General features: G+C 68.1%; 17 protein-coding genes and 3 pseudogenes. 8 read left to right on the forward strand and 12 right to left on the reverse strand.

Going from position 1 to position 17868, the window contains the following annotated elements:
* A pseudogene (locus J7E97_RS10835) lies at nt 1-848 on the forward strand (IS630 family transposase); the annotation flags it as partial.
* Nucleotides 849-1127: 279 nt separating this feature from the next.
* On the opposite strand, the gene J7E97_RS10840 reads toward J7E97_RS10835, so the two are convergent.
* Nucleotides 1128-1361 carry a hypothetical protein gene (locus J7E97_RS10840; RefSeq protein WP_215025035.1) on the reverse strand — a complete coding sequence of 78 codons (234 nt, stop codon included), beginning with the start codon at nt 1359-1361 and terminating at the stop codon, nt 1128-1130.
* Between J7E97_RS10840 and J7E97_RS10845 the strand changes: the two genes are divergently transcribed.
* A complete protein-coding gene (locus J7E97_RS10845) occupies nt 1361-1552 on the forward strand; it encodes a hypothetical protein (protein ID WP_215025170.1) in 192 nt (63 codons plus the stop codon). The genes J7E97_RS10840 and J7E97_RS10845 overlap by 1 nt on opposite strands.
* Here the strand turns inward: J7E97_RS10845 and J7E97_RS10850 are convergent.
* The 4 genes from J7E97_RS10850 to J7E97_RS10865 form a co-directional block, all read right to left on the reverse strand.
* Nucleotides 1549-2799 (reverse strand): thiol-activated cytolysin family protein, encoded by a 1251-nt coding sequence (locus J7E97_RS10850; protein WP_215025038.1) that lies wholly within the window; start codon nt 2797-2799, stop codon nt 1549-1551. The genes J7E97_RS10845 and J7E97_RS10850 overlap by 4 nt on opposite strands.
* A 131-nt stretch (nt 2800-2930) precedes the next feature.
* Nucleotides 2931-3188, reverse strand: coding sequence for a hypothetical protein (locus J7E97_RS10855; protein WP_215025041.1), 258 nt, complete (start codon nt 3186-3188; stop codon nt 2931-2933).
* Between the two features lie 691 nt (nt 3189-3879).
* Complete coding sequence (locus tag J7E97_RS10860) at nt 3880-4605, reverse strand: dienelactone hydrolase family protein (protein ID WP_215025044.1); 726 nt, start codon at nt 4603-4605, stop codon at nt 3880-3882.
* A 328-nt stretch (nt 4606-4933) separates the two neighbouring features.
* Complete coding sequence (locus J7E97_RS10865; RefSeq protein WP_215025047.1) at nt 4934-5491, reverse strand: XRE family transcriptional regulator; 558 nt, start codon at nt 5489-5491, stop codon at nt 4934-4936.
* 383 nt (nt 5492-5874) lie between these two features.
* On the opposite strand from J7E97_RS10865, the gene J7E97_RS10870 reads away from it, so the two are divergent.
* From J7E97_RS10870 to J7E97_RS10880, 3 genes are all read left to right on the forward strand, one after another.
* A complete protein-coding gene (locus tag J7E97_RS10870) occupies nt 5875-6165 on the forward strand; it encodes a chaplin (protein WP_215025050.1) in 291 nt (96 codons plus the stop codon).
* 247 nt (nt 6166-6412) lie between these two features.
* Nucleotides 6413-6676 (forward strand): hypothetical protein, encoded by a 264-nt coding sequence (locus tag J7E97_RS10875; RefSeq protein ID WP_215025053.1) that lies wholly within the window; start codon nt 6413-6415, stop codon nt 6674-6676.
* 14 nt (nt 6677-6690) lie between these two features.
* Entirely contained in the window at nt 6691-7005 is a 315-nt protein-coding gene (locus tag J7E97_RS10880) for a hypothetical protein (RefSeq protein ID WP_215025055.1), read from the forward strand.
* A gap of 273 nt (nt 7006-7278) precedes the next feature.
* On the opposite strand, the gene J7E97_RS10885 is transcribed toward J7E97_RS10880, so the two are convergent.
* Nucleotides 7279-7566 carry a hypothetical protein gene (locus J7E97_RS10885; protein ID WP_215025058.1) on the reverse strand — a complete coding sequence of 96 codons (288 nt, stop codon included), beginning with the start codon at nt 7564-7566 and terminating at the stop codon, nt 7279-7281.
* A 443-nt stretch (nt 7567-8009) separates the two neighbouring features.
* On the opposite strand from J7E97_RS10885, the gene J7E97_RS10890 reads away from it, so the two are divergent.
* A complete protein-coding gene (locus J7E97_RS10890; RefSeq protein ID WP_251054234.1) occupies nt 8010-8372 on the forward strand; it encodes a hypothetical protein in 363 nt (120 codons plus the stop codon).
* A 446-nt stretch (nt 8373-8818) separates the two neighbouring features.
* Here the strand turns inward: J7E97_RS10890 and J7E97_RS10895 are convergent, their stop codons facing one another.
* The 5 genes and pseudogenes from J7E97_RS10895 to J7E97_RS10915 form a co-directional block, all read right to left on the reverse strand.
* Entirely contained in the window at nt 8819-9166 is a 348-nt protein-coding gene (locus J7E97_RS10895; RefSeq protein WP_215025061.1) for a PRC-barrel domain-containing protein, read from the reverse strand.
* An 819-nt stretch (nt 9167-9985) separates the two neighbouring features.
* Nucleotides 9986-11202: pseudogene (locus J7E97_RS10900) on the reverse strand (IS256 family transposase).
* Between the two features lie 761 nt (nt 11203-11963).
* Complete coding sequence (locus J7E97_RS10905) at nt 11964-13508, reverse strand: ABC transporter substrate-binding protein (protein WP_215025065.1); 1545 nt, start codon at nt 13506-13508, stop codon at nt 11964-11966.
* Nucleotides 13505-15028 (reverse strand): hypothetical protein, encoded by a 1524-nt coding sequence (locus tag J7E97_RS10910; RefSeq protein WP_215025068.1) that lies wholly within the window; start codon nt 15026-15028, stop codon nt 13505-13507. Before J7E97_RS10910 ends, J7E97_RS10905 begins: the two co-directional genes overlap by 4 nt.
* Nucleotides 15025-15579, reverse strand: coding sequence for a hypothetical protein (locus tag J7E97_RS10915; protein ID WP_215025070.1), 555 nt, complete (start codon nt 15577-15579; stop codon nt 15025-15027). The genes J7E97_RS10910 and J7E97_RS10915 overlap by 4 nt, the downstream gene beginning before the upstream one ends.
* 847 nt (nt 15580-16426) lie before the next feature.
* Here J7E97_RS10915 and J7E97_RS35700 point away from each other — a divergent pair.
* Nucleotides 16427-16810 (forward strand): annotated as a pseudogene (locus tag J7E97_RS35700) (DDE-type integrase/transposase/recombinase); the annotation flags it as partial.
* Between the two features lie 37 nt (nt 16811-16847).
* Here the strand turns inward: J7E97_RS35700 and J7E97_RS10920 are convergent.
* Nucleotides 16848-17057 (reverse strand): hypothetical protein, encoded by a 210-nt coding sequence (locus J7E97_RS10920; protein WP_215025073.1) that lies wholly within the window; start codon nt 17055-17057, stop codon nt 16848-16850.
* A 346-nt stretch (nt 17058-17403) separates the two neighbouring features.
* Here J7E97_RS10920 and J7E97_RS10925 point away from each other — a divergent pair, with 346 nt between their 5' ends.
* Nucleotides 17404-17829: a septum formation family protein gene (locus J7E97_RS10925; protein WP_215025076.1), complete on the forward strand. Its 426-nt coding sequence runs from the start codon at nt 17404-17406 to the stop codon at nt 17827-17829.
* Nucleotides 17830-17868: the final 39 nt, after the last annotated feature.

The raw sequence follows: 17868 nt of genomic DNA on the forward strand, positions 1-17868 counted from the left end.
GGTGAGCATCAGGTCCTCTCGGAGGCCGAACAGGCCGCGGTCCGGCAGGCCGTCCTCGATCACGTCCCCTCCGACCTGGGACTTGCGGGTCAGTTGTGGACACGCGGGCAGATAGGCGAGCTGGTCTTCAAGCTGTACCGGATCCGCTTCACCGAGCCCGGGGTGGGCAAGTACCTCAAGCGTTGGGGGCTGACCTTCCAGCGTCCGGACAAACGGGCGGTCGAGCAGGACGCGGAAGCGGTTCGTGTCTGGCACGAGGAGACCTGGCCGGCGATTCGGCCAAGGCGAAGGCGGAGAACGCCGAGGTTCTCTTCGGCGACCAGGTCGGGGTCCGCTCGGACCAGGTCACCGGCCGCACCCGGGGCGCCAAAGGCGCGACTCCCATCGTCCGCCGCACCGGGAACCGCTTCTCCGTGAACGCGATGTCCGCGATCAGCACCCGTGGCCGGATGCACTTCATGGTCTTCACCGAGTCGTTCGACGCGAAGGTCATGTGCCGCTTCCTCGCCCGGATCGTCGGGCACTTCGACCGGAAGGTGCACCTGATCGTCGACCGGCACTCGGCCCACCGCTCGAAGACCGTCCGGGCCTGGCTCGCCGACCACAAGGACGAGATCGAGCTGCACTCTCTGCCCTCGTACTCACCCGAGCTGAACCCGGACGAGCTGGTCAACGCCGACCTCAAACGCAGCCTGCCCCACACCCACAGGGCCAGGAACCAGGCCGAACTCGCCGCCGAAACCCGCAGGTTCTTCCATAGGCGGCAGCGTCAACCGCACATCGTCCGCGGCTACTTCGGCGGCCCCCACGTCCGCTACGTCCTGGACGAGAACCCTTTGAGTTTCTGATCAATAAGCGAAGGATGAACGCTCCGCATTTTAGTTGGGGAAATTCCTTTCGAATTCAATTCGCTGCTGAACCTGGGGAACCCGGAACTGGGAACATCGCCCGCCGTCCGCGTTCTGATTCCTATGTGAGGAACCGCCCCGCTCAGTGCCGTCTGGGCGGCACTTGCGGCCTCTCCAGTGGAGGCACTGCGACTTGGCCGCGATCTGTCTCCACCGAATGACGTCCCGAGTCGGCCGAGCCTGACGCAGGCGAGGTCGGCGATCCACAAGAAGGTTTGTTCACAGCTCCGCGAGCTGACCAATTCCCGAAAAGGAAATGAGGACCTGGATCACGGCGGCCTTCAGCGGCGGCTTCCAGGGCTGCACGGGATCCATGTAAATTACGCCGATACCGGTGGGGCCCCTCGCTTCGGTGCGGGGCCCCACCGGCATCATGGCCCGGTCCTCGGGCGGAAGTGGACCGGGCAACGTCAGGCCCGGCACCGCGATTTCCACACCGGCAGAAGACGCCATTGCCGCACACCTGCCTCACGGTGACCCGCCACGGCATCTGGCTGATCGGCCTACGCCCGGAAGCTCTGATCAAGGAGCCGGACCGGGAATCGTTCGCCGCGGCCGCCAAGGTCGCCCTCGCCTGCGGCTGGCGCAACATGGTCGCTGCCCGCTGGTGCGAGCACGCCTTCGCCGATCATGAGGAACGCTAGACGTACCGCGGGGACAGCTTCTTGGCGGTGTAAGTGAGCTCTTCCCACACCCACGATCCCGATCCGACGTAGGTCTTGGTGAACGTGTCACTGGTACGGAAGTCGGCCGGGGCGACCGGGATGAAGCAGCGCTTGCCCTCAACGAAGGCTTCGAAGCCCAGTTTCGTAGGCTCGGTGTTCGCCGGGAACTGGAATACCTGCCTGCCCTCTACGGAAACGCCGAATGGAGGAGCCGGCGAAATTTTTTGCTTCCATTTCCGGCTCTGGTCGGAGATTTCGAAGGCGAAGTCTTCGGTGACGGTGGTCTCGGCGTATTCGACGGTCTCCGGGATCTCGGCGGTTTCCCCGTCTGCGAGAGCAGCCAGCGTGTAGCGGATGGGGACGCATTCGCCCACGGTCAGCGGCGAGTCCTTCCCCGAGAAGGACGACACGAGTTTCTGGTCCTTCAGCAACTGCTCGATGTTCTCCATCCGCCCGCCGACGGCCAGGACGGTGAGGTGGGACTCCTTCAGTACGCTCTCCACCGCCGTGGAGGCGTGGCCCGACACATCCGCGACCTTGCCGGTGAACCCGAACTGCAGCGCCGCCTCGGCCAAGGAGGAGTTCACCTTGCTGTGGAACGCGAGCACCAGGTACCGCCCGTAGGTGACCGAACGGACGTACACCGGCGGGTTGCCCGGCCCCAACCTGGGCTGATACTCCTTAAGCTGCTCAAGGGTGACGTCCTCGCGGAACACGTTGTGCGGAGTGATCGTGTCGCAGACCACGTTGTACGCCTCGTGCCACAGCATCGCGTAGATCGTGGTTTCCTCGGAATGCTGTTCCAAGCTGGCCTGGGCGTCACCGCTGATCGTCAGGTAACGCGCCGAGATCCCGAAGTCCAGCAGCAGCGCCCGGCTGGAGTCGTAGTTGCGGCTCTCGCACTTGAAGTACTTGGGCAGGGCCGCCCGTTCACCCGGGTCCACGTGCTCCTCGCCGTGCTGCCTCTCTTCGCCCTCCTTCTCCTCCTCGCCGGTCCCCTTCTCTTCCTCCTCGCCGGTCCCCTTCTCTCCCTCCTCGCCCCCTCCTTCTTCCTCGTCGTCGGCGCGGCCCGCCCCCTCACCCGTGGGCTCCTCCGGCCGGCCTTGAGGCCACAGCGCCCGCGTCCAGGCGTCGTGGCTGGCGCTGCGCGATGGCGCGAACGGAGGGGGAACAGCCGCATCACGCACATCGACCGTGATGCTGATTTCGTTGCGCAGCTCATCCACACCGCAGTCGACGAACTTTCCCTCCTTGAGCCTTCCGCCCTGCAGCAGGGCCCCCGGGCCAGATGACGTCCTCGTTCACCGAGGTGATCATCGGGCGCTCCGGGGTGGAGGTATGGAACTTCCCTGCCGGGTCACGTGCCGGTACTCACCCACGTCATCCGTGTTCTTCGCGCCGTCCGTGACCCCTTCGGGGGCCCCTGACCGACGACTTCCGCCCAAGGGGTCAGGCCGCGCAGGTACTCCACGACCTCCGGCGCGGTGGTCTGCTCGCGCCGCTCCTCCTCGGCCTCTTGGAGCTTCTTGTCCCGCTCGGCCGCCTTCCGTTTCTGGTAGTGGCTCCGCTCTTCGGGAGTCCCGCGGTGGTGGCCGTCGCCGCGCCCGGTTCCCATACCGCTCAGCAGCCCACCGGGAACCGGGCGCAGCGCGTACACCGGTTCGGGGTGTGACTCTTGCAAGTCATCCGGCACATCGACGCGGTACCACTCCAGTCCAGGCGGCGCCTCCAAGTTCGGGCCGCCCGATGGCGTTGCGGTATCGGGCAAATGGCGGGTTTCGTCTTCCAGCACGGGACCTCCGCGAACAGCAGTAAAGACAACGACCCTTTGGTCGAGTCGGAGGCGGCTTACCCACCACACCACGGACCACCGGCAAACCGCACAAAAACATCCGAAAGGACCATCGCCCCCAGCCGCCCTCCAAGCCACGCCACGGATACGGCACCACCCGGGCCCAGCACGACGAACCCGGACGGCATGCGGACCCACCGGTGCCAACTGGTCTGCCTATGTGACAACTGAGCCGAAGCGCGCTGCCTGTCACCGACGGCGGCATCTGGCCGGCGGACTTGTGGAGGGTGAAGCACCGCAGTTGTCACCGGATCAGCAAGCTACTTGTCACTGTTACCCGGACAGCACGGCTCTTGTCACTGGCCGCAGCCACGCGAGCACAGGGCCTACTCGGCCGTTCCAGCTTCACCGCTTCACCCCGGCCGGAGGCGGGTTGCGCCCGCTGCGTGACCCGGACGCGCCAGAGCTGGATGAAGACGACGACGGGCGGAAGTGAGCGTCAGAACCGACCGGATCACTCCGTTACGGGCAGACACTCGGCGAGCAGGTCGACGATGTCTCTCCAGGCGCGCTGTGCGTGCCGCGGGTGGTAGCCGACGCCGGGGGGCACGGTGTGGTCGACCGGTGGGTGGTGAAAGGCGTGCAGGGCTCCACCGTAGACCGAGAGGCGCCAGTCGACGCCTGCGGCCTGCATCTCGGCGGTGAACGCCTCGCGTTGCGCGGGCGGCATGATCGGGTCTTCTGACCCGACTCCGGCCCACACCGGGCAGCGAATGCGTGCCGCCTCGCCCGGTCGGCCCGTGGTAGTTGCGTTGACTGTCCCGATCGCGCGCAGGTTGACGCCATCGCGCCCGAGTTCCAGCGCAATCGCTCCCCCGGTGCCGTACCCGATAGCCGCCACCCGGTCGAGGTCGGCACGTGGTTCGGCGCGCAACACGTCGAGCGCCGCGTGGCCGATGCCCCGCATCCGGTCGGGGTCGGCGAGCAGTGGCATGCAACGGCCCAGCATCTCCTCGGGGTCGCTCATATAGCGCCCGCCGTGGAGGTCGAAGGCCAGTGTCACGTATCCCAGCTCAGCCAGGGCCTCGGCCCGGCGGCGCTCGACGTTGCTGAGCCCCATCCCCTCGGGCCCTATCAGGACTGCGGGCCGGCGGTCGGCACCGGCAGGGAGCGCGAGGTGCCCGATCATCGTGAGGGCGTCGGCCGGGTACTGGACCGTACGCGTTGTGACCGTCGTCATGAGACTGGACTGTAGTGACCGTCGAGCCCAGTCGGTCCCTTGTTCACCGCCGGCGGACGGTGGGCCGTCCTGGCTGGCCCGGCTGTGCCGCCAGGGCAGAGGTCACCTGTCGGCAAACGATGAAGGATCCTCAATCGTGATTTTGTTCGACCAAAGCCCCCCGGGGCCGGGGTGGCCGACATCGTGCTTCGGCGCACGACCGACGACAGAGCCGCTCAAAGCGTCACCCCGGCCGCCCGGACCCGCCGGTGACAACAAGCCTGCCTCTGTGTCAACTATCGTGCTTCGGCTCAACCGCACGGGTCGGCCGGCTCCGTACACATCGCCGTCAGTATCCGAGGTCGAGGTAGTCGATGTCGGTGAACTCGACGAGGAGGTCGCCAGCGCGACGGCCGCTGTCCTTGAAGTACGCCTCCTGGAGAGCTTCGGCCGCGATCTGCTGGAGCTTGGCCTCCGATGCTCCGGCGTTTGGGGCGGCGAACAGTCGGCCCGCGTACTCGGGTGGTACGTGCTGGGTGATGCGCCGCATCCGGCCGTCGTCGGTCGTGCCGGGGGCGGCGGTGAATCCGAACCGGGCCCGGGTCTCGATGACCAGGCCGGTGCGCTTCGCGGCCTGCTCGCGGGCGCGCTTCTTCACCAGGGGCTGCCAGCGCCGGGTCACCTCGGCGGCCATGCGCTCGGCGAGTTCGGGGCGCGGGATTTTGATCTGGTCCTTCACGTACCGCTCGACGGTGCGCTGGGAGATAGCCAGGAGGGCTGCGACGGCTTTGGTGGAGCCCTTGTGCTGCTTGACGAGGTAGCGCATCTGCGCGCCGGCGGACTTGGGGATGGGGCGGGTCCCCTTGGCGGCGGTGGCCCGGTCCAGACTGTCCCCGACGATGCCCACCGTGCCGGCCCCCGTTGTGTTCGTAGGCGGTCACGATATCCGCCGGGCGTTCGGAACAGCTTGTCCGGAGCCCGCTCACCGCAGACGGGCAGATCTCGGCGGCGAGCTCGGTGCTCTGCCCGCGGTGGCACTCGATGGGGTGGACCTACCGACACAGCGAAACCGGCGTCGCTTCGGATGGGTTCCCGCAGGCATGAACGACCGGTCCTTGCGCCCGCACCACAGCCCCCGCCGGACCGCGCCCCGCCCTGCCGACAGGACTGGCGAGGTGGCCTGGGTCACCGATCCGGCCCAACGGCCGTAACCGGCTCCTTGCTCGTGCTGTTGGAGGGGAAGCACGTGCCGTACTTCCTGCGGCAGGTCCACTTCTCTAGGAGATCTTGATGTCGCGTATCGCAAAGGCCGTAGCGGTTACCGCCTCAGCCGCTGCTGTCCTCGCCGGCAGCGCCGGTATGGCGGCCGCAGACGCCACGGCCCAGGGTGCTGCCATTGGCTCCCCCGGCGTCCTGTCCGGCAACGTCGTCCAGGTACCCATCCACATCCCGATCAACGTCTGCGGCAACACCGTCAACGTCGTCGGCGCCCTCAACCCGGCCTTCGGCAACACCTGCATCAACGCCAGCGGCGGCGGCGGCAAGGACTACCACCACAAGGGCGACCACCACGGCGAGTAAGAGCATCACAGGCTGCTGACCTGCGAGCAGCCACAGTGCCGGAGCCAACAGAGCACATCCTCTGAACCAGCCGCAGGGCACACGCCCTGAGCGCTCCGGCCTCCCCCACCTCCTGGGGAGGCCGGACCGCTACCCGACACGGCGCCCAGTCGGCACCCCAGAGGTGGGACACTCCTCGCAACGTTCCACGGTGGCCCCGTCGGCGTCGCTACGGTCTGCGGGTACGCGTACCGCTTTGGAGGACGTGATGGGGCCAGACAAGCCCGGCAAGCCGTACAGACAGAACAAGGCCGGCAGGAACCTTCAGGACGCCATCCCGCCCGCGGACAGCCACGTACACGGGGACCTGCGCATCCCCGACGACACCACACAGCCGGGCAGCGAGAACCGGCGGATCGACAATCGCCTCCTCGGCCAGATCATCGGCACTGCCATGGACGGCTGCACCAGCTGCCAGAGGGCCCCCTGCTCACCCTCCTCGCAGAAGATGCGGCCACCACCGCCCTCGTAGTCGAGCTGGCGTGCATGGCCGTCCACCAGACGAACGACGGGCTGCCCGCCTCGATGACCGAGGACGACGCCGGCGGAACGGCCAGCCCCGAGTTCACGCGGCTGGCCCGCGCAGGCCTCGACGGCGCCAACGACGCGATGTTCGCCGAATGCGAGCGCCTGTGTCAGCGTTCGCGTAATTCCCCACCTCGGCCTCCTTCGTCCCCAGTGCCGGCCTCGACCCGACGGTGCCGACTGAGAGGGCCGCCCGATCTCGAAGTGTGCGGGCCGAGCCGGGCCGTCAAGGACGCCTCCGGCGTCGCCAAGGCGATGAACTGCGCTCATCCTTGACTGCCCGCCCCGCCCCTGAAGCTCGGCTGACTATCGGGCGGCCCGGGAACGTGTGACGTTCCTTCTCTGTCAAGTTCAGCGTGTTGGGGTAGGGAAGGCGCCGAGCCTCCCGAAGGAAGGACAGCTGGCGAGGCGTTCGGCGCAACGTGATCCGGACGATACCGTCGGTCGCTTGCCTTGGGGCTCCGAGCACCACTCAGCAAGGTCTGGCACCGGCTGCGGCATGAAATCGGTGACCCCGTGGACTGGACGGCCGGTGGGCTAGCCAGATCCTCAATCCCGATGCCCGTCGGCTGGTGCCCTCAGTAGTCGGTTCAGCTTGTCCCCGGCCTCGTCGCATCCGGCGTCGGCGATCCGTTGAAGCTCGCGCAGGTCGCCGTTGAAGGCCGCATGTCGAATGAGCAGAAACCCAGCGCGCATGGATCCTTCATCCAATAGTTCGCTCAGTTCCCCGAGGCCGCCGGCCGTGTCAGCGAGGTTGGCCAGCCGGTCCAGAGTGGTCTCGTTGCCCTCGTCCGCCAGCTCGCGCAGGGTCTCTCGATCGGTGTTCGCGTTCTCCATGTCGCGCGGGCACATCGGGTACGAGTCCTGGCTGGAGCGCCGGGCTACTTCGTACGCCGTGCAGACGGCTCGGCCGCCGTCGACTGCCGTCCGGCCGAGCGCCGCCGACCGCGGGACTGGTTGAAGTTCGAGGCCACAGACGTGGCTTGCGCCCTACCGCCACCAAGGGACGATCTGGCACGGCAGCCGCACCAACGACCTCATGAAGCAACAACGGCAGGTCCTCCAGCATGGTCATCATCCCTTCAGCCGCACCGTGGTCGGCCCGGCGGCGCCCTCCGAGCGGTCCGACACGGCTGTGCCCGGCGCCCGAGGGGGTGACGGTTCGTCTACCACCCGACAGGCATCCTCATGTGCCGTCCATCCGGCCTTCTTCAGGGCATCACCTCCCTACGTGCACCAAAGCCGGACATCAGGGGCCCCACGCGGGGTAGACGGGCGGTATGAGCATTCAGCGGAGCATGCGGCAGGGCGAAGAGCGGCGGGTAGGCACCCGGGACTACGCCGTCGTCGAATCGGCGCACAGGCGGCTGGAAGCCGGAAAGGCGGAGGGTGAGCGTTCGCCGCAGTTCTCCGCCGGCGCGTCAGCGGCCTACCGCTGGGCGCTGGGACGCGCGGACCGCTCACCAGTCACCGGAGCAGGAGATTCGGAAGGCTTCCCCGGCCTTCCGGCACTCACCGCCGAGGTGGATGCGGCCGTAGTGCAGATGGAGGACCCCACCGGACAGCCCGGCCAGCGGGACTACAACCGCGGCGTGCACGACGCCCTGGCCTGGGTATGCGGACACAGCGACGCGGCACCCTGAATGCACGCCGGACAGGTAACTCGGAAGACCCACGGCGCCGGTCAGGCCCGCTGTCCGACCGCACGGCGCAGCCGATTAGGCACCGGCAAGCGCCTTTGGCAAACCTGATGAGCCGGGATGGATGGTGATCAACATTGGATTCGGCATCGGCGGTGTCCCGACAATCGCGGCCGTCCACGGGGGCTGGCTGACGAGCGCCGCACATGCCCGAGATGCTGCGAGGGCCTTCCTCGATCAAAAGCGAGGGTCAGTGCCCTGCCCTGCCGCGGCCACGGTCGTCTCGTCGAGCACGATGTGCATCGCTTCACTCACGGGCGCTGCACTCACGCAAGGCGCCGGTGCAGCTCATCGTCGAGCGCGGCCTGTTCGGCCGGAGTCGGCGCGTATCCGTTCCAGGCCCGCAAGGCGGCCTGCGCCTTCGCTCGCTCAGGCCGCCGGAGGCCGGATCAGATGTGGCCGCGTCCGTAGTACTCACCGAGCTCGTCGCGGTAGGCGGCGTCACCGCGGTGCCTGGCTTTGTCGTACTCGGGAGAGTCCTTGATCTGGTCCTTGGTGAGGTTGACCCGGATCTCCTCCTCCTTCATGTCGACGCGCACGACGGTCCCGGCGGGAATCAGGACTTCCTTGCCGAAGATCCACGGGCCGGTGTCGACGACGATGTACGACGCGCCGACCTCCTCCGTGGCCTCGTCAACCTTGCCGATGTGTCCGTCGCTGGCCTCGACCTTGAAACCGACCAGCTTCGTACCGGATGTGTAGTGCGACTCGGGGTTGTAGCTCCACATGTCAGTCATGGCAGTTCTCTCCTTCACCGATGCGCCAGCACGGCGTCCCGTCCAGGTCAACGGAAGGCCTCTGCGCCGATACTTACCGGCTGCCGGAGTGCAGCGAACCGGGTACTACGCCATCCGCCGCAGCTACCACCCAGACAGCCGTCGCCCAGTAGCCGACCAGAGCGCAGTACCCGTGACGAATCCAGCAAAGCGCCCCCAAGAGGCGACCAGACCAGACCACAACCGTCCCGCCGAGGCGCGCACTCCCCGACTCGGCGAGACCTCGGATCCTGACCTGGTCGGGCTCGCCTAGCGTCTGGCCGCCACCCTCGCAACGACGCTTGGCCACGTTGTTTCCAGTCGGCCAGTGGTGCACCAGGCGATGACGGGCGCGACCCTCTCGTCATGCCCGCGCCGTCCGGGCAGAATCTGGAGGATGACGGCTGAGCTGAGGGAAGAGACCGTCGTATGCCCGTACTGCGCGGCGGGCCCGGCTGACGGCCAGGCGCGTACGGTCTCGGTTGCGGCCGGGTGCCGCCTGACGATGACGTGGCATGTTCTGTCCTGCCCGCACTATGTGGCTGATCGTGTCCTGGCGGGAAAAGAGGACTGAGCCCCGCCTCGCTTGAGCCGCGCCGAGGCCGAGGGGTACGGGCAGGCGGCCTCGCCCCCGTGCAGGCCCCGCCCGGCCTCTCGATACCGTCGGCGGGCCGGGCGTGATCGTAACGCGTGGCCTGCCGTTTCATGGCAGTGGTGACCGGCGATTACTGCGATCCGTTGGGGATGGCATGACGGCAGCGCACAAGTTCCCGGTCATGTCCCTTGATGTGGTGTAGCGGATCATTCGGCAGTGCCGGGCAGGCAGGTGGTGTTGTCCGGATAGAAGCTGTCCATGCTCTCGATGAAGAGATAGCGCCGGGGGAAAGCGATCCACTCGTCGTGGAGCTCGACGAGGACGGCCGTGGCCAGACGGGCGACCGCGGCGGTGTTCGGGAACACCTGGACGACATCGGAACGTCGCTTGATCTCCCGGTTCAGACGTTCGAGCGGGTTGGTCGACTGGATCTTCTTCCAGTGCTGGCTGGGGAAGTCCGCGAACGCGGTCAGGTCCTCCTTCGCCTCCAGCAACATCTCTTTGACCTTGGAGAACTGCTGGCCGAGCATGTCCGCGACGGTGTCGAGCTGAGCCCGGACCGCATCGGCAGTGGGCGGGGCGAAGACCGTGCGGATCGTCGCGGCGACCATCTCCGCGGCCCCTTCGGGATCACGGAGAACACGTTGCGTACGAAGTGAACACGGCAGCGCTGCCAGCCGGCTCCGATCATGACCTTCCGAATGGCTTTGACCAGGCCGCTGTGGCTGTCGGAGATGACCAGGCGGACACCACTCAGGCCGCGTTCGCGCAGCGAGCGCAGGAACTCGGTCCAGAATGCCTCGGTCTCATTGTCGCCGACCATGACGCCCAGGAATTCTCGGCCGCCGTCTTCGGTGACGCCGGTCGCGATGACGACGGCCTGGGACACGATCTGGTGGTCGACGCGGGCTTTGACGTAGGTGGCGTCGAGGAAGACGTAGGGGAATCTGGTGTGGTCAAGGGGTCGGGCCCTGAACGCGTCGAGCTGTTCGTCGAGGCCGGCGCAGATCCTGGATACCTCGCTCTTCGATATGCCGGTGTCCGAGCCGAGAGCCTTCACCAGGTCGTCGACCGAGCGGGTGGAGACCCCGTGGACGTAGGCCTCCATGACGACCGCGTAAAGAGCCTGGTCGATGCGGCGCCGACGTTCCAGCAGGCTGGGGAAGAAGCTCCCGGCCCGCAGATTCGGGATCGCGATTTCCAGGTCCCCGGCCTGCGTGGTCACGGTCTTCTCCGGGTGCCCGTTGCGCCAAGTGGTACGGGTGTCGGTCCGCTCGCCCCACTCCGCACCGATCCGGGCGGTGGCCTCGGCCTCGATCAGTTCCTGCAGCAACCGCTCAGCGACCTCACGGACGAGTTCAAGACCATCCGCCGAACGTAGTGACTCAAGCAGGCGAAGTAGGTCATGCTGGGACAAGGTCACCGGGCGCGCCCTTGGACCGAACTGGCAGTTCACCAAGGACAGTTGCACGGTCGCCTGCCCCATTCTCAGGGAGCGTTCACCAGCAGTCGATGCACGCGAGGGCACAGAAACGGCGCACTTTCCCAGCCAAGATCCGTTACACCACTCCGTGGGACGCGATCGCGTGGAAGGACGATCCCGGCGTCGACTATCTCCTGCACCACGCCGGCTGGGAGCGTTCGCTGCTGCTGGCCACAGACGACGGGCACTTCATGGGCCCCGCCCTGTCCTGGCCCGAGCTCCTCTTTGCCGCCGACAACGGGCTCTGGGCAGTGGCGAACAACGCTCGGTCCTTCCAGCGTCGTATCTGGAACCAGTTGGTCGTGCTATCTGTCACTACCTCACACTTTTCGGCCTACCTGTCACCAAAGCCGCTCGTCGGTACCGCGGGTCTCCGTACGGCTGCTCCCCTGGCTGGATGCGGACAGGCGAGGGTTGTGGCGGAGACGGGAGCCCCGCCTTGAGGAGTGCCCTCCTCGGTCGGTGCGAACCGGCCGCGGTCGATCACGCAGCAGCGGCCGCAGCGTCAGCAGCAGCCCGCTGAACCGGAGCCGGCCCCCGGAGGATGTGGAAGGCACGGCTGCCTGGCGGCGGGCGCCGCCCCCGCCGGGCCCGCGGTCCCCGCGCACCGTCAGCAGGCCGCGCCCACACGGACGTCAGGCCGTAGCAGGGAGCCGTTCCCGGATCTGGGAACGGTGCCGCCCGGGCCGCCCAGCCTGCCGTCAGCCTCCCTTGACGATCGAGCAGTTGACGTCGGGCGCGTGGCCCGAGGGCCAGGCGATGCCGTCGAAGGCGGCAGTCTTCGTAGCCGGGTCGAGGTGGACGATGGAGATGGCCTTGTTGTACGGGTTGCCGTACTGGTCCAGGCAGATCCAGCCACTGGCACCCTCGACCCGGTTGTTGCCGTGCAGCCGTAGCCAGCTGTCGGCGACCTCGGGGAGGGAGGGCATCTTCACGCCGCCCACCGTGTCGTTGCGGATGCCCGCGATGGCGGTGGAGACCGCGTCGTACATGATGATGACGCGGCCGTCGAGGAGGTTGGCGGGGCCGATCGAGTCGGCCTCCTTGGTGGAGAGCTTCTGCAGCAGGTCGGACAGCTCCTTCAGCGCAGCCTTGGAACCGCCGGTGGCCTCGGTGCTCTTCTCCCCCCAGGCATCCGGGTGGGCCAGGGCCGTGTAGCGCAAGGTGATGCCGGCACCCTTGGTGAAGGCGCCCCACTGGCCAGCGAACTTCTCGTCGACCGTCAGTGTGGAGGCGTGTGAGCCGCTGATGACGGTGTAGGGCTTGTTGCAGGTCCGATTGCCCAACTCGACGAGGAACTGCCGCAGTTGCACCGGCCGACCGGCGAAGTAGATGGTCTTCGCGGCGGAGGCGCAGATGTCCGGCACCATCTGATGGAAGTCGTTGGCGAGGTTGCCCTCGTCGTTGAAGTCCGGCGGCGAACGGAAGGTCTCCGGGGCGTTGGGCGCTCCCATGGCGAGCTTCTCGAAGGTCTGACGCAGGGTGGTCAGGTAGTTGTCACCCTCGCGGATGTCCTCGACCACCATCGTCTCGACGGGCTTGATGTCCGACCCGTACGAGGCGAGTGCGTCGGCCTGGTCGGTGTTGCTGGGGGCGATGCGGGCCAGGCCCGGGTAGCCGTGCGGGTCGGCCGCGGTGTTCTTGATGTCGTCCGCGGTCATGGGGCCCGCGACGACCGGGATGCCCTTGTCCTTGGTGAGGTAGCGGACGGCCTGCTCGGTCTCGGTGATGCTGATGTTGATGCCCGCGACGGCCCGCAGGTTCTCCTTCTTGTCGGCCGCGGCCCGCACCAGCTGGTCGGCGACCGTCCGCCACTCCTTGTAGCCCCGGCCGGGGTTGGCGAGCACCAGCCGGATGGGCGGCTGCTTGTTGTTGGCGTCGTGGTTGGCGCGGTACTGGGCCAGATAGGCCCCCTGCACCTGCTCGACGTACTCCCGCTGCTCGGCGGCGGTGTCGGAGATCATGGGGATCATCAGGGCGACGGTGGCCGGGGACTTGCCGGCGAGGCTGTCGTTCTCGGCCTTGATGCGGTCGGTGACCTGTTCCAGCGGCTTGGAGAAGACGTAGCTGCCGTCGGTGACGCCGACACACTCGCGCCGGGGGCCGCGTTCCACGACGCCGGTGGCGCAGGCCGGGTCGTCGCTGAACCACTGGTCGTAGGCGAGGTAGCCACCGACTCCCAGCACGACGGCGGCGGCGGCGATCAACAGGGCGCGGTACAAGGGTCCGTCGGGCCAGAGTTTCATGTGCGGGGCTCTCCGTAGGTCGGCAAGTCGGGCGCCTGGACCCAGCGGTTCAGGAGCTGCGGCCACTCCTCGTGCGCCTGGAAGAAGACCCGCTGGGGTACGGCGGCGCTGTTCTGGGCCAGAGTGAGCAGCTGCAGCCGGACGCTGCTGGTCTTCTCCGGGTCGGGTGGCGCGAGCGGGTGCGACTGCTCCCACAGGCTGAGCACGAGGAGCTTGACGGCCTGGTGCACGGGGTCGTTCTCGACCGCGCACGCCGGGCAGGTCACGGGCACCACGGTCGGCGTGGCCAGGTTCTCCGGTGGGTGCGGCGCACCACAGACCAGGTTGAGGGCAGCGAGCCACGTGGACGCGTCCTGCTCGGCGAAGCGGCGGTGCAGGGCGCGGACGACGACGTCCGTGTCCACGATCGCGAGCGAGTGGTGCAGATAGCGAACGTCGTGCAGCCCGGCGGCGGTGCCCCGGGTGTCCGGGGCGTACAGGGAGCGCAGCAGCAGGTGGATGTTCTTCCACCGCTCGGCCCCGGGCGTCTGCCTGGCGCGGATGCGCAGGTCGTGCACGAGCAGGGCGCGCAAGGTGGGATCGCCGACGAACGGCCCCTCGGTACCCGGCCAGGGGTGACGGCCCCAGCAGTCGTTCCGCAACAGGGTCTTGGTCTCCTGTACGGGTACGCCGCCGGGGTCACCGGGCGGGTAGTGGACGCTGAGCTGGTGGGCGGCCGTGTCGTCGAGAGCCGGAGCGTAGTGGGCCAGGCGCAGCCGGGCGACGTCGTGGGGGACCAGAAGCCGGAGCAGCCCTTCGTGCACGGGCGGCCCCGGCTCGGTGCCGAGCGGCAGGTCGAGCAGGGCGCGCAGGTCGAGGGGCTCCCAGAGGCGGATCCGCTGCCGGACAGCCTGCACCAGGGTGTGGGCGATCCCGGCCCGTCCGGCGCTCAGCCGGTGGATCAACTGGGCGGTGCCGGGCTCCGGCCGATCCGTACCGAACATCTCCTTGACCTCGTCGAGGCCGAGCTGTGCCAGCGGCAGCCGCAGCACCCAGCCGGCCGCGGTCTCCGGCCGGCCCTGCCGCCAGAACGGGCCCGCCGCGCTCCTCGTCGACGGGGCGGTGTTCTCGGGGCCGGGGACGGCCGGCTCCGCCGCGAGGGCCGTCACGACGACGCCGGGGCGCGTCCGGACGGGCTCGTCGTGCCAGACGCGGGTCAGCGCGTCCATGACCGCCCGACCCAGCGGGGTGTGCACGTTGTCCAGGAGCAGCAGTGGGCGCGGCACCCGGTTCTTCACGCGCACCCAGGTGTAGTGGTCGGCCATGTCCTCCAGGAGGGCGGCCAGCAGGTGCCGCTCCGCGAGACGGCGGTCGTCCGGGTCGCCGCGGAAGCGCATGGCCAGCTCTGTCAGCTGGGCGTGCCCGTCGCCCTGGGGGGCCATCCGCCGCCCGGCCCACCAGCCGAGGCCCTGCTTGTTGGCGCGGGGGCCGAGCAGCTCGGTGGTGACGATGTCGGCGAGCGGCGCCACCAGCTCGTTCACCCCGGGCGGCAGCCCCCCGCGGCGCCGATGCCCTCGGCGACCTGCGTGATCCACCCCGCCACCCGGTCGTTGCGCTCCTGGAGGTCGGGCTGGCTCTCCCGGAGCAGGCCCGCGAGACGGCGGCGGGCGGCCACCAGTTCGGCGGGCTGGACGGCCTGCCAGGTGGTGACCGCGAGCAGCCCCTGGGTGAGCCGGGGAAAGGACAGTTTCCCGCCGAAGCCGTTCGGCTTCTGGCTCAGCCTGTCCATCAGGTAGAAGAGCAGATCGGAGGTGCGCGACGCGTTCGCGGTGGCGCCGTCGGCCAAGGGAACGAGCCCCGGCTGTCCGAAGTCCTCTGCCGCGAGATCCGCGTACGCCTGCGGTACGCGCTGCGCGTACCGCTCCGACAGCTCCTTCAGGAGGGCGGTCTTGCCGGTGCGCCGCCCACCGCCGCATTCGATCAGCAGCGGACTCCCGCCCGGGATGCGCAGCCGGGTGGCCCCCTCCAGCTCAAGTCCCACTAACGAGGGCACCACGACCTTGAGCACCGCCGCCCGTCCGTACAGCGTCACCACGACCCCCAGTCATCCGGCTCGACGGTGCACCACCGCGGTGAAGGGAGGATAGGCGAGGGGACCAAGTCGCCACTGGTATATGACTGTTGACGAACCCCCAGTTATGGATTCGTGATTCAACCCAGGCGGAAAGCCCCTATTGGCCCCTTGTGCCGCCCGGTCGCCAGGGAAGCTCCGGGAGATCGTCCCCGACTTCGCAACCGACGCCTCCGCCTCTCCCCGCAGCGGGCCGCCGACCAGAGGCGTCAAGCGCAGACCTCCCCGATCCCGGCCTGGAGCGGTTGGTCACCCGCACCCCTGTCTCAGCGCGGCGTACCTGCACCGGCCGGCGGTGCCGCCGCTCAATGGCTCAAGGCGCGTCCCCCGTGCGAAGGCGAGCGAAAGATTCCGCACCGGCCAACGGTTCCTGCGTCCGCCGAAGTCGCCTCCCGCGGCGAGGCCCGCGCCCTGGACCAGCTCGTGGAGACAGCCGAGTACGCGCCCGAAACCCAGCGGGCACAGGTACAGGCCGGTGCCGTCTGCTACGCCCGCACCGTACGCGCCCGGGAATGGCCCGCCATGGCCGAAGGCCAAGGCTCCCCCGCCCCCAGCCTACGGTCCACGGATTTCCGGCGCACCTTCAGCGCCCTGGAGGGCAAGCCGGTCTTCGGCATGCTGATCGCCGCCGACAACAAGCGCTCCGAGGAACGCGAGAACGCCTCACCCAGGCAACCGCCAGCATCCCGCCTCGGCCTCAGCCGGCCACGGGAGGTACGGATAGGCGATGGTGCGGCTCGGCGGCGGGCCGTTCTCCCGCTTGATCCAGTTCTCAGCCTCTGGCGTAACGCCAGCAGGCCCCCCGGCTGAGTACGGCTTCACTGGCAACTACCCAGCGCGTGAAGCCCTATATGCCGGAAGCCCGGCCGCGTATCGCGGAGGAACGGGGCATCACTCCCGGCGAGCTGGCTGGCCTGCACCGCCGGTTCGAGGTCGTTCCTGGACCACAGGCCCAGGTCGACTGGGGAGACGAGGGCAGGATCCTCGCCCACGTCGGGATCCCGAAGGTCTACTCGTTCCACATGGCCTTGTCCTACTCGCGGGACCGTTCTGCTGCTCCACCACCAGCCAGGACCTCGCCACCTTCTTCGACTGCCACCGCCAGGTGTTCGCCCACTTCGACGGCGTGCCGATGTCGATCGTCTACGACCGCACCAAGACCGTCGTCCGCCGCCACGTCGCACCGGGCCAGGAGGCTGTAACACGGGGGATCAGCCGTCCGGCAGCTGTCACAGCTTTAGCGCGTTCGAGGCGCGGATGACGACAATGCTGGTGGCCGTCCCAGCGCCGGACTCGGGCGCGCACAGTACGAGGGGCTGTTCGTCGTACCGGCAGTTCCACGACCCGGACATCTTCCCGGAGTTGGCGGCCGTAGCCAGGACGGAACCCGTGGCGGCATGGAAGATCGTGAACTTCGCGTCGCTGCTCGTGGCCAGCATCGCAGGACCCGCAGCGGACACGCGCAGGGGTCTCTTGCCCTTCAGCGCGCTGCCCGCTCTCCACCGTGAAGCCGGAGATCTGGCCCTGCATCACGTCGGTTGGCTTTAGCGGTCTGATTCGAACAGAGCGTTAAAGCCAAACCACTGAAGAACCAGCACCGACCATCATCCGCAGAAATCCGGGGGGCTGTCGCCGCCCCTCCGCGTGGCATGGCCCGGCCGGCCGTCTCGGCGTAGCGTGGAAGGGGATCGATCGCCGCGTCTCACGACCAATACGAGGAGAGCCGCGCGTATGTCCAGACTTCCCCGAACACCGCGTTCTCGTGCTGTCCACGGCGTAGCGCTGATGTTCGCACTCTTCCTCGGAGCTCCCGGGACCGGCCAGGCCTTCGCCGCCGCCGACACGGACGACATCGAGGTGGGGGACTGCTTCAACACCGGGGCCGAGATAAAGGCCGAAGCCCCGGCGCCCTTGTCGGTGGACATCGTGCCCTGTGAGGAACCGCACCAGTCGGAGGTGTTCGCCGTCGTCACCTTGCCCGGCGGGCCGTACCCGGGCGAGACGAAGGTCATCGCCACTGCCGACGAGAAGTGCAGGGGCAGAGAGCTCTTCGACTACATAGGTGCCGACCCGGAGCTCCCGGACACGATGCGTGGGTATTACTACTATCCGCGGCCTGACAACTGGGCCGACGGCGACCGGGAGATCAGCTGCTTCCTCGCCGACTCCGCCGGCCCGAGCACCGGCTCGGTCCGCGCCGCCACTTCTTGAATCCGCTTGCGTTGAGTGTCCCTGCTGGGGGCAGGCTCC

It is taken from the genome of Streptomyces sp. ISL-66, from assembly GCF_018614135.1.
GTDB lineage: Bacteria > Actinomycetota > Actinomycetes > Streptomycetales > Streptomycetaceae > Streptomyces.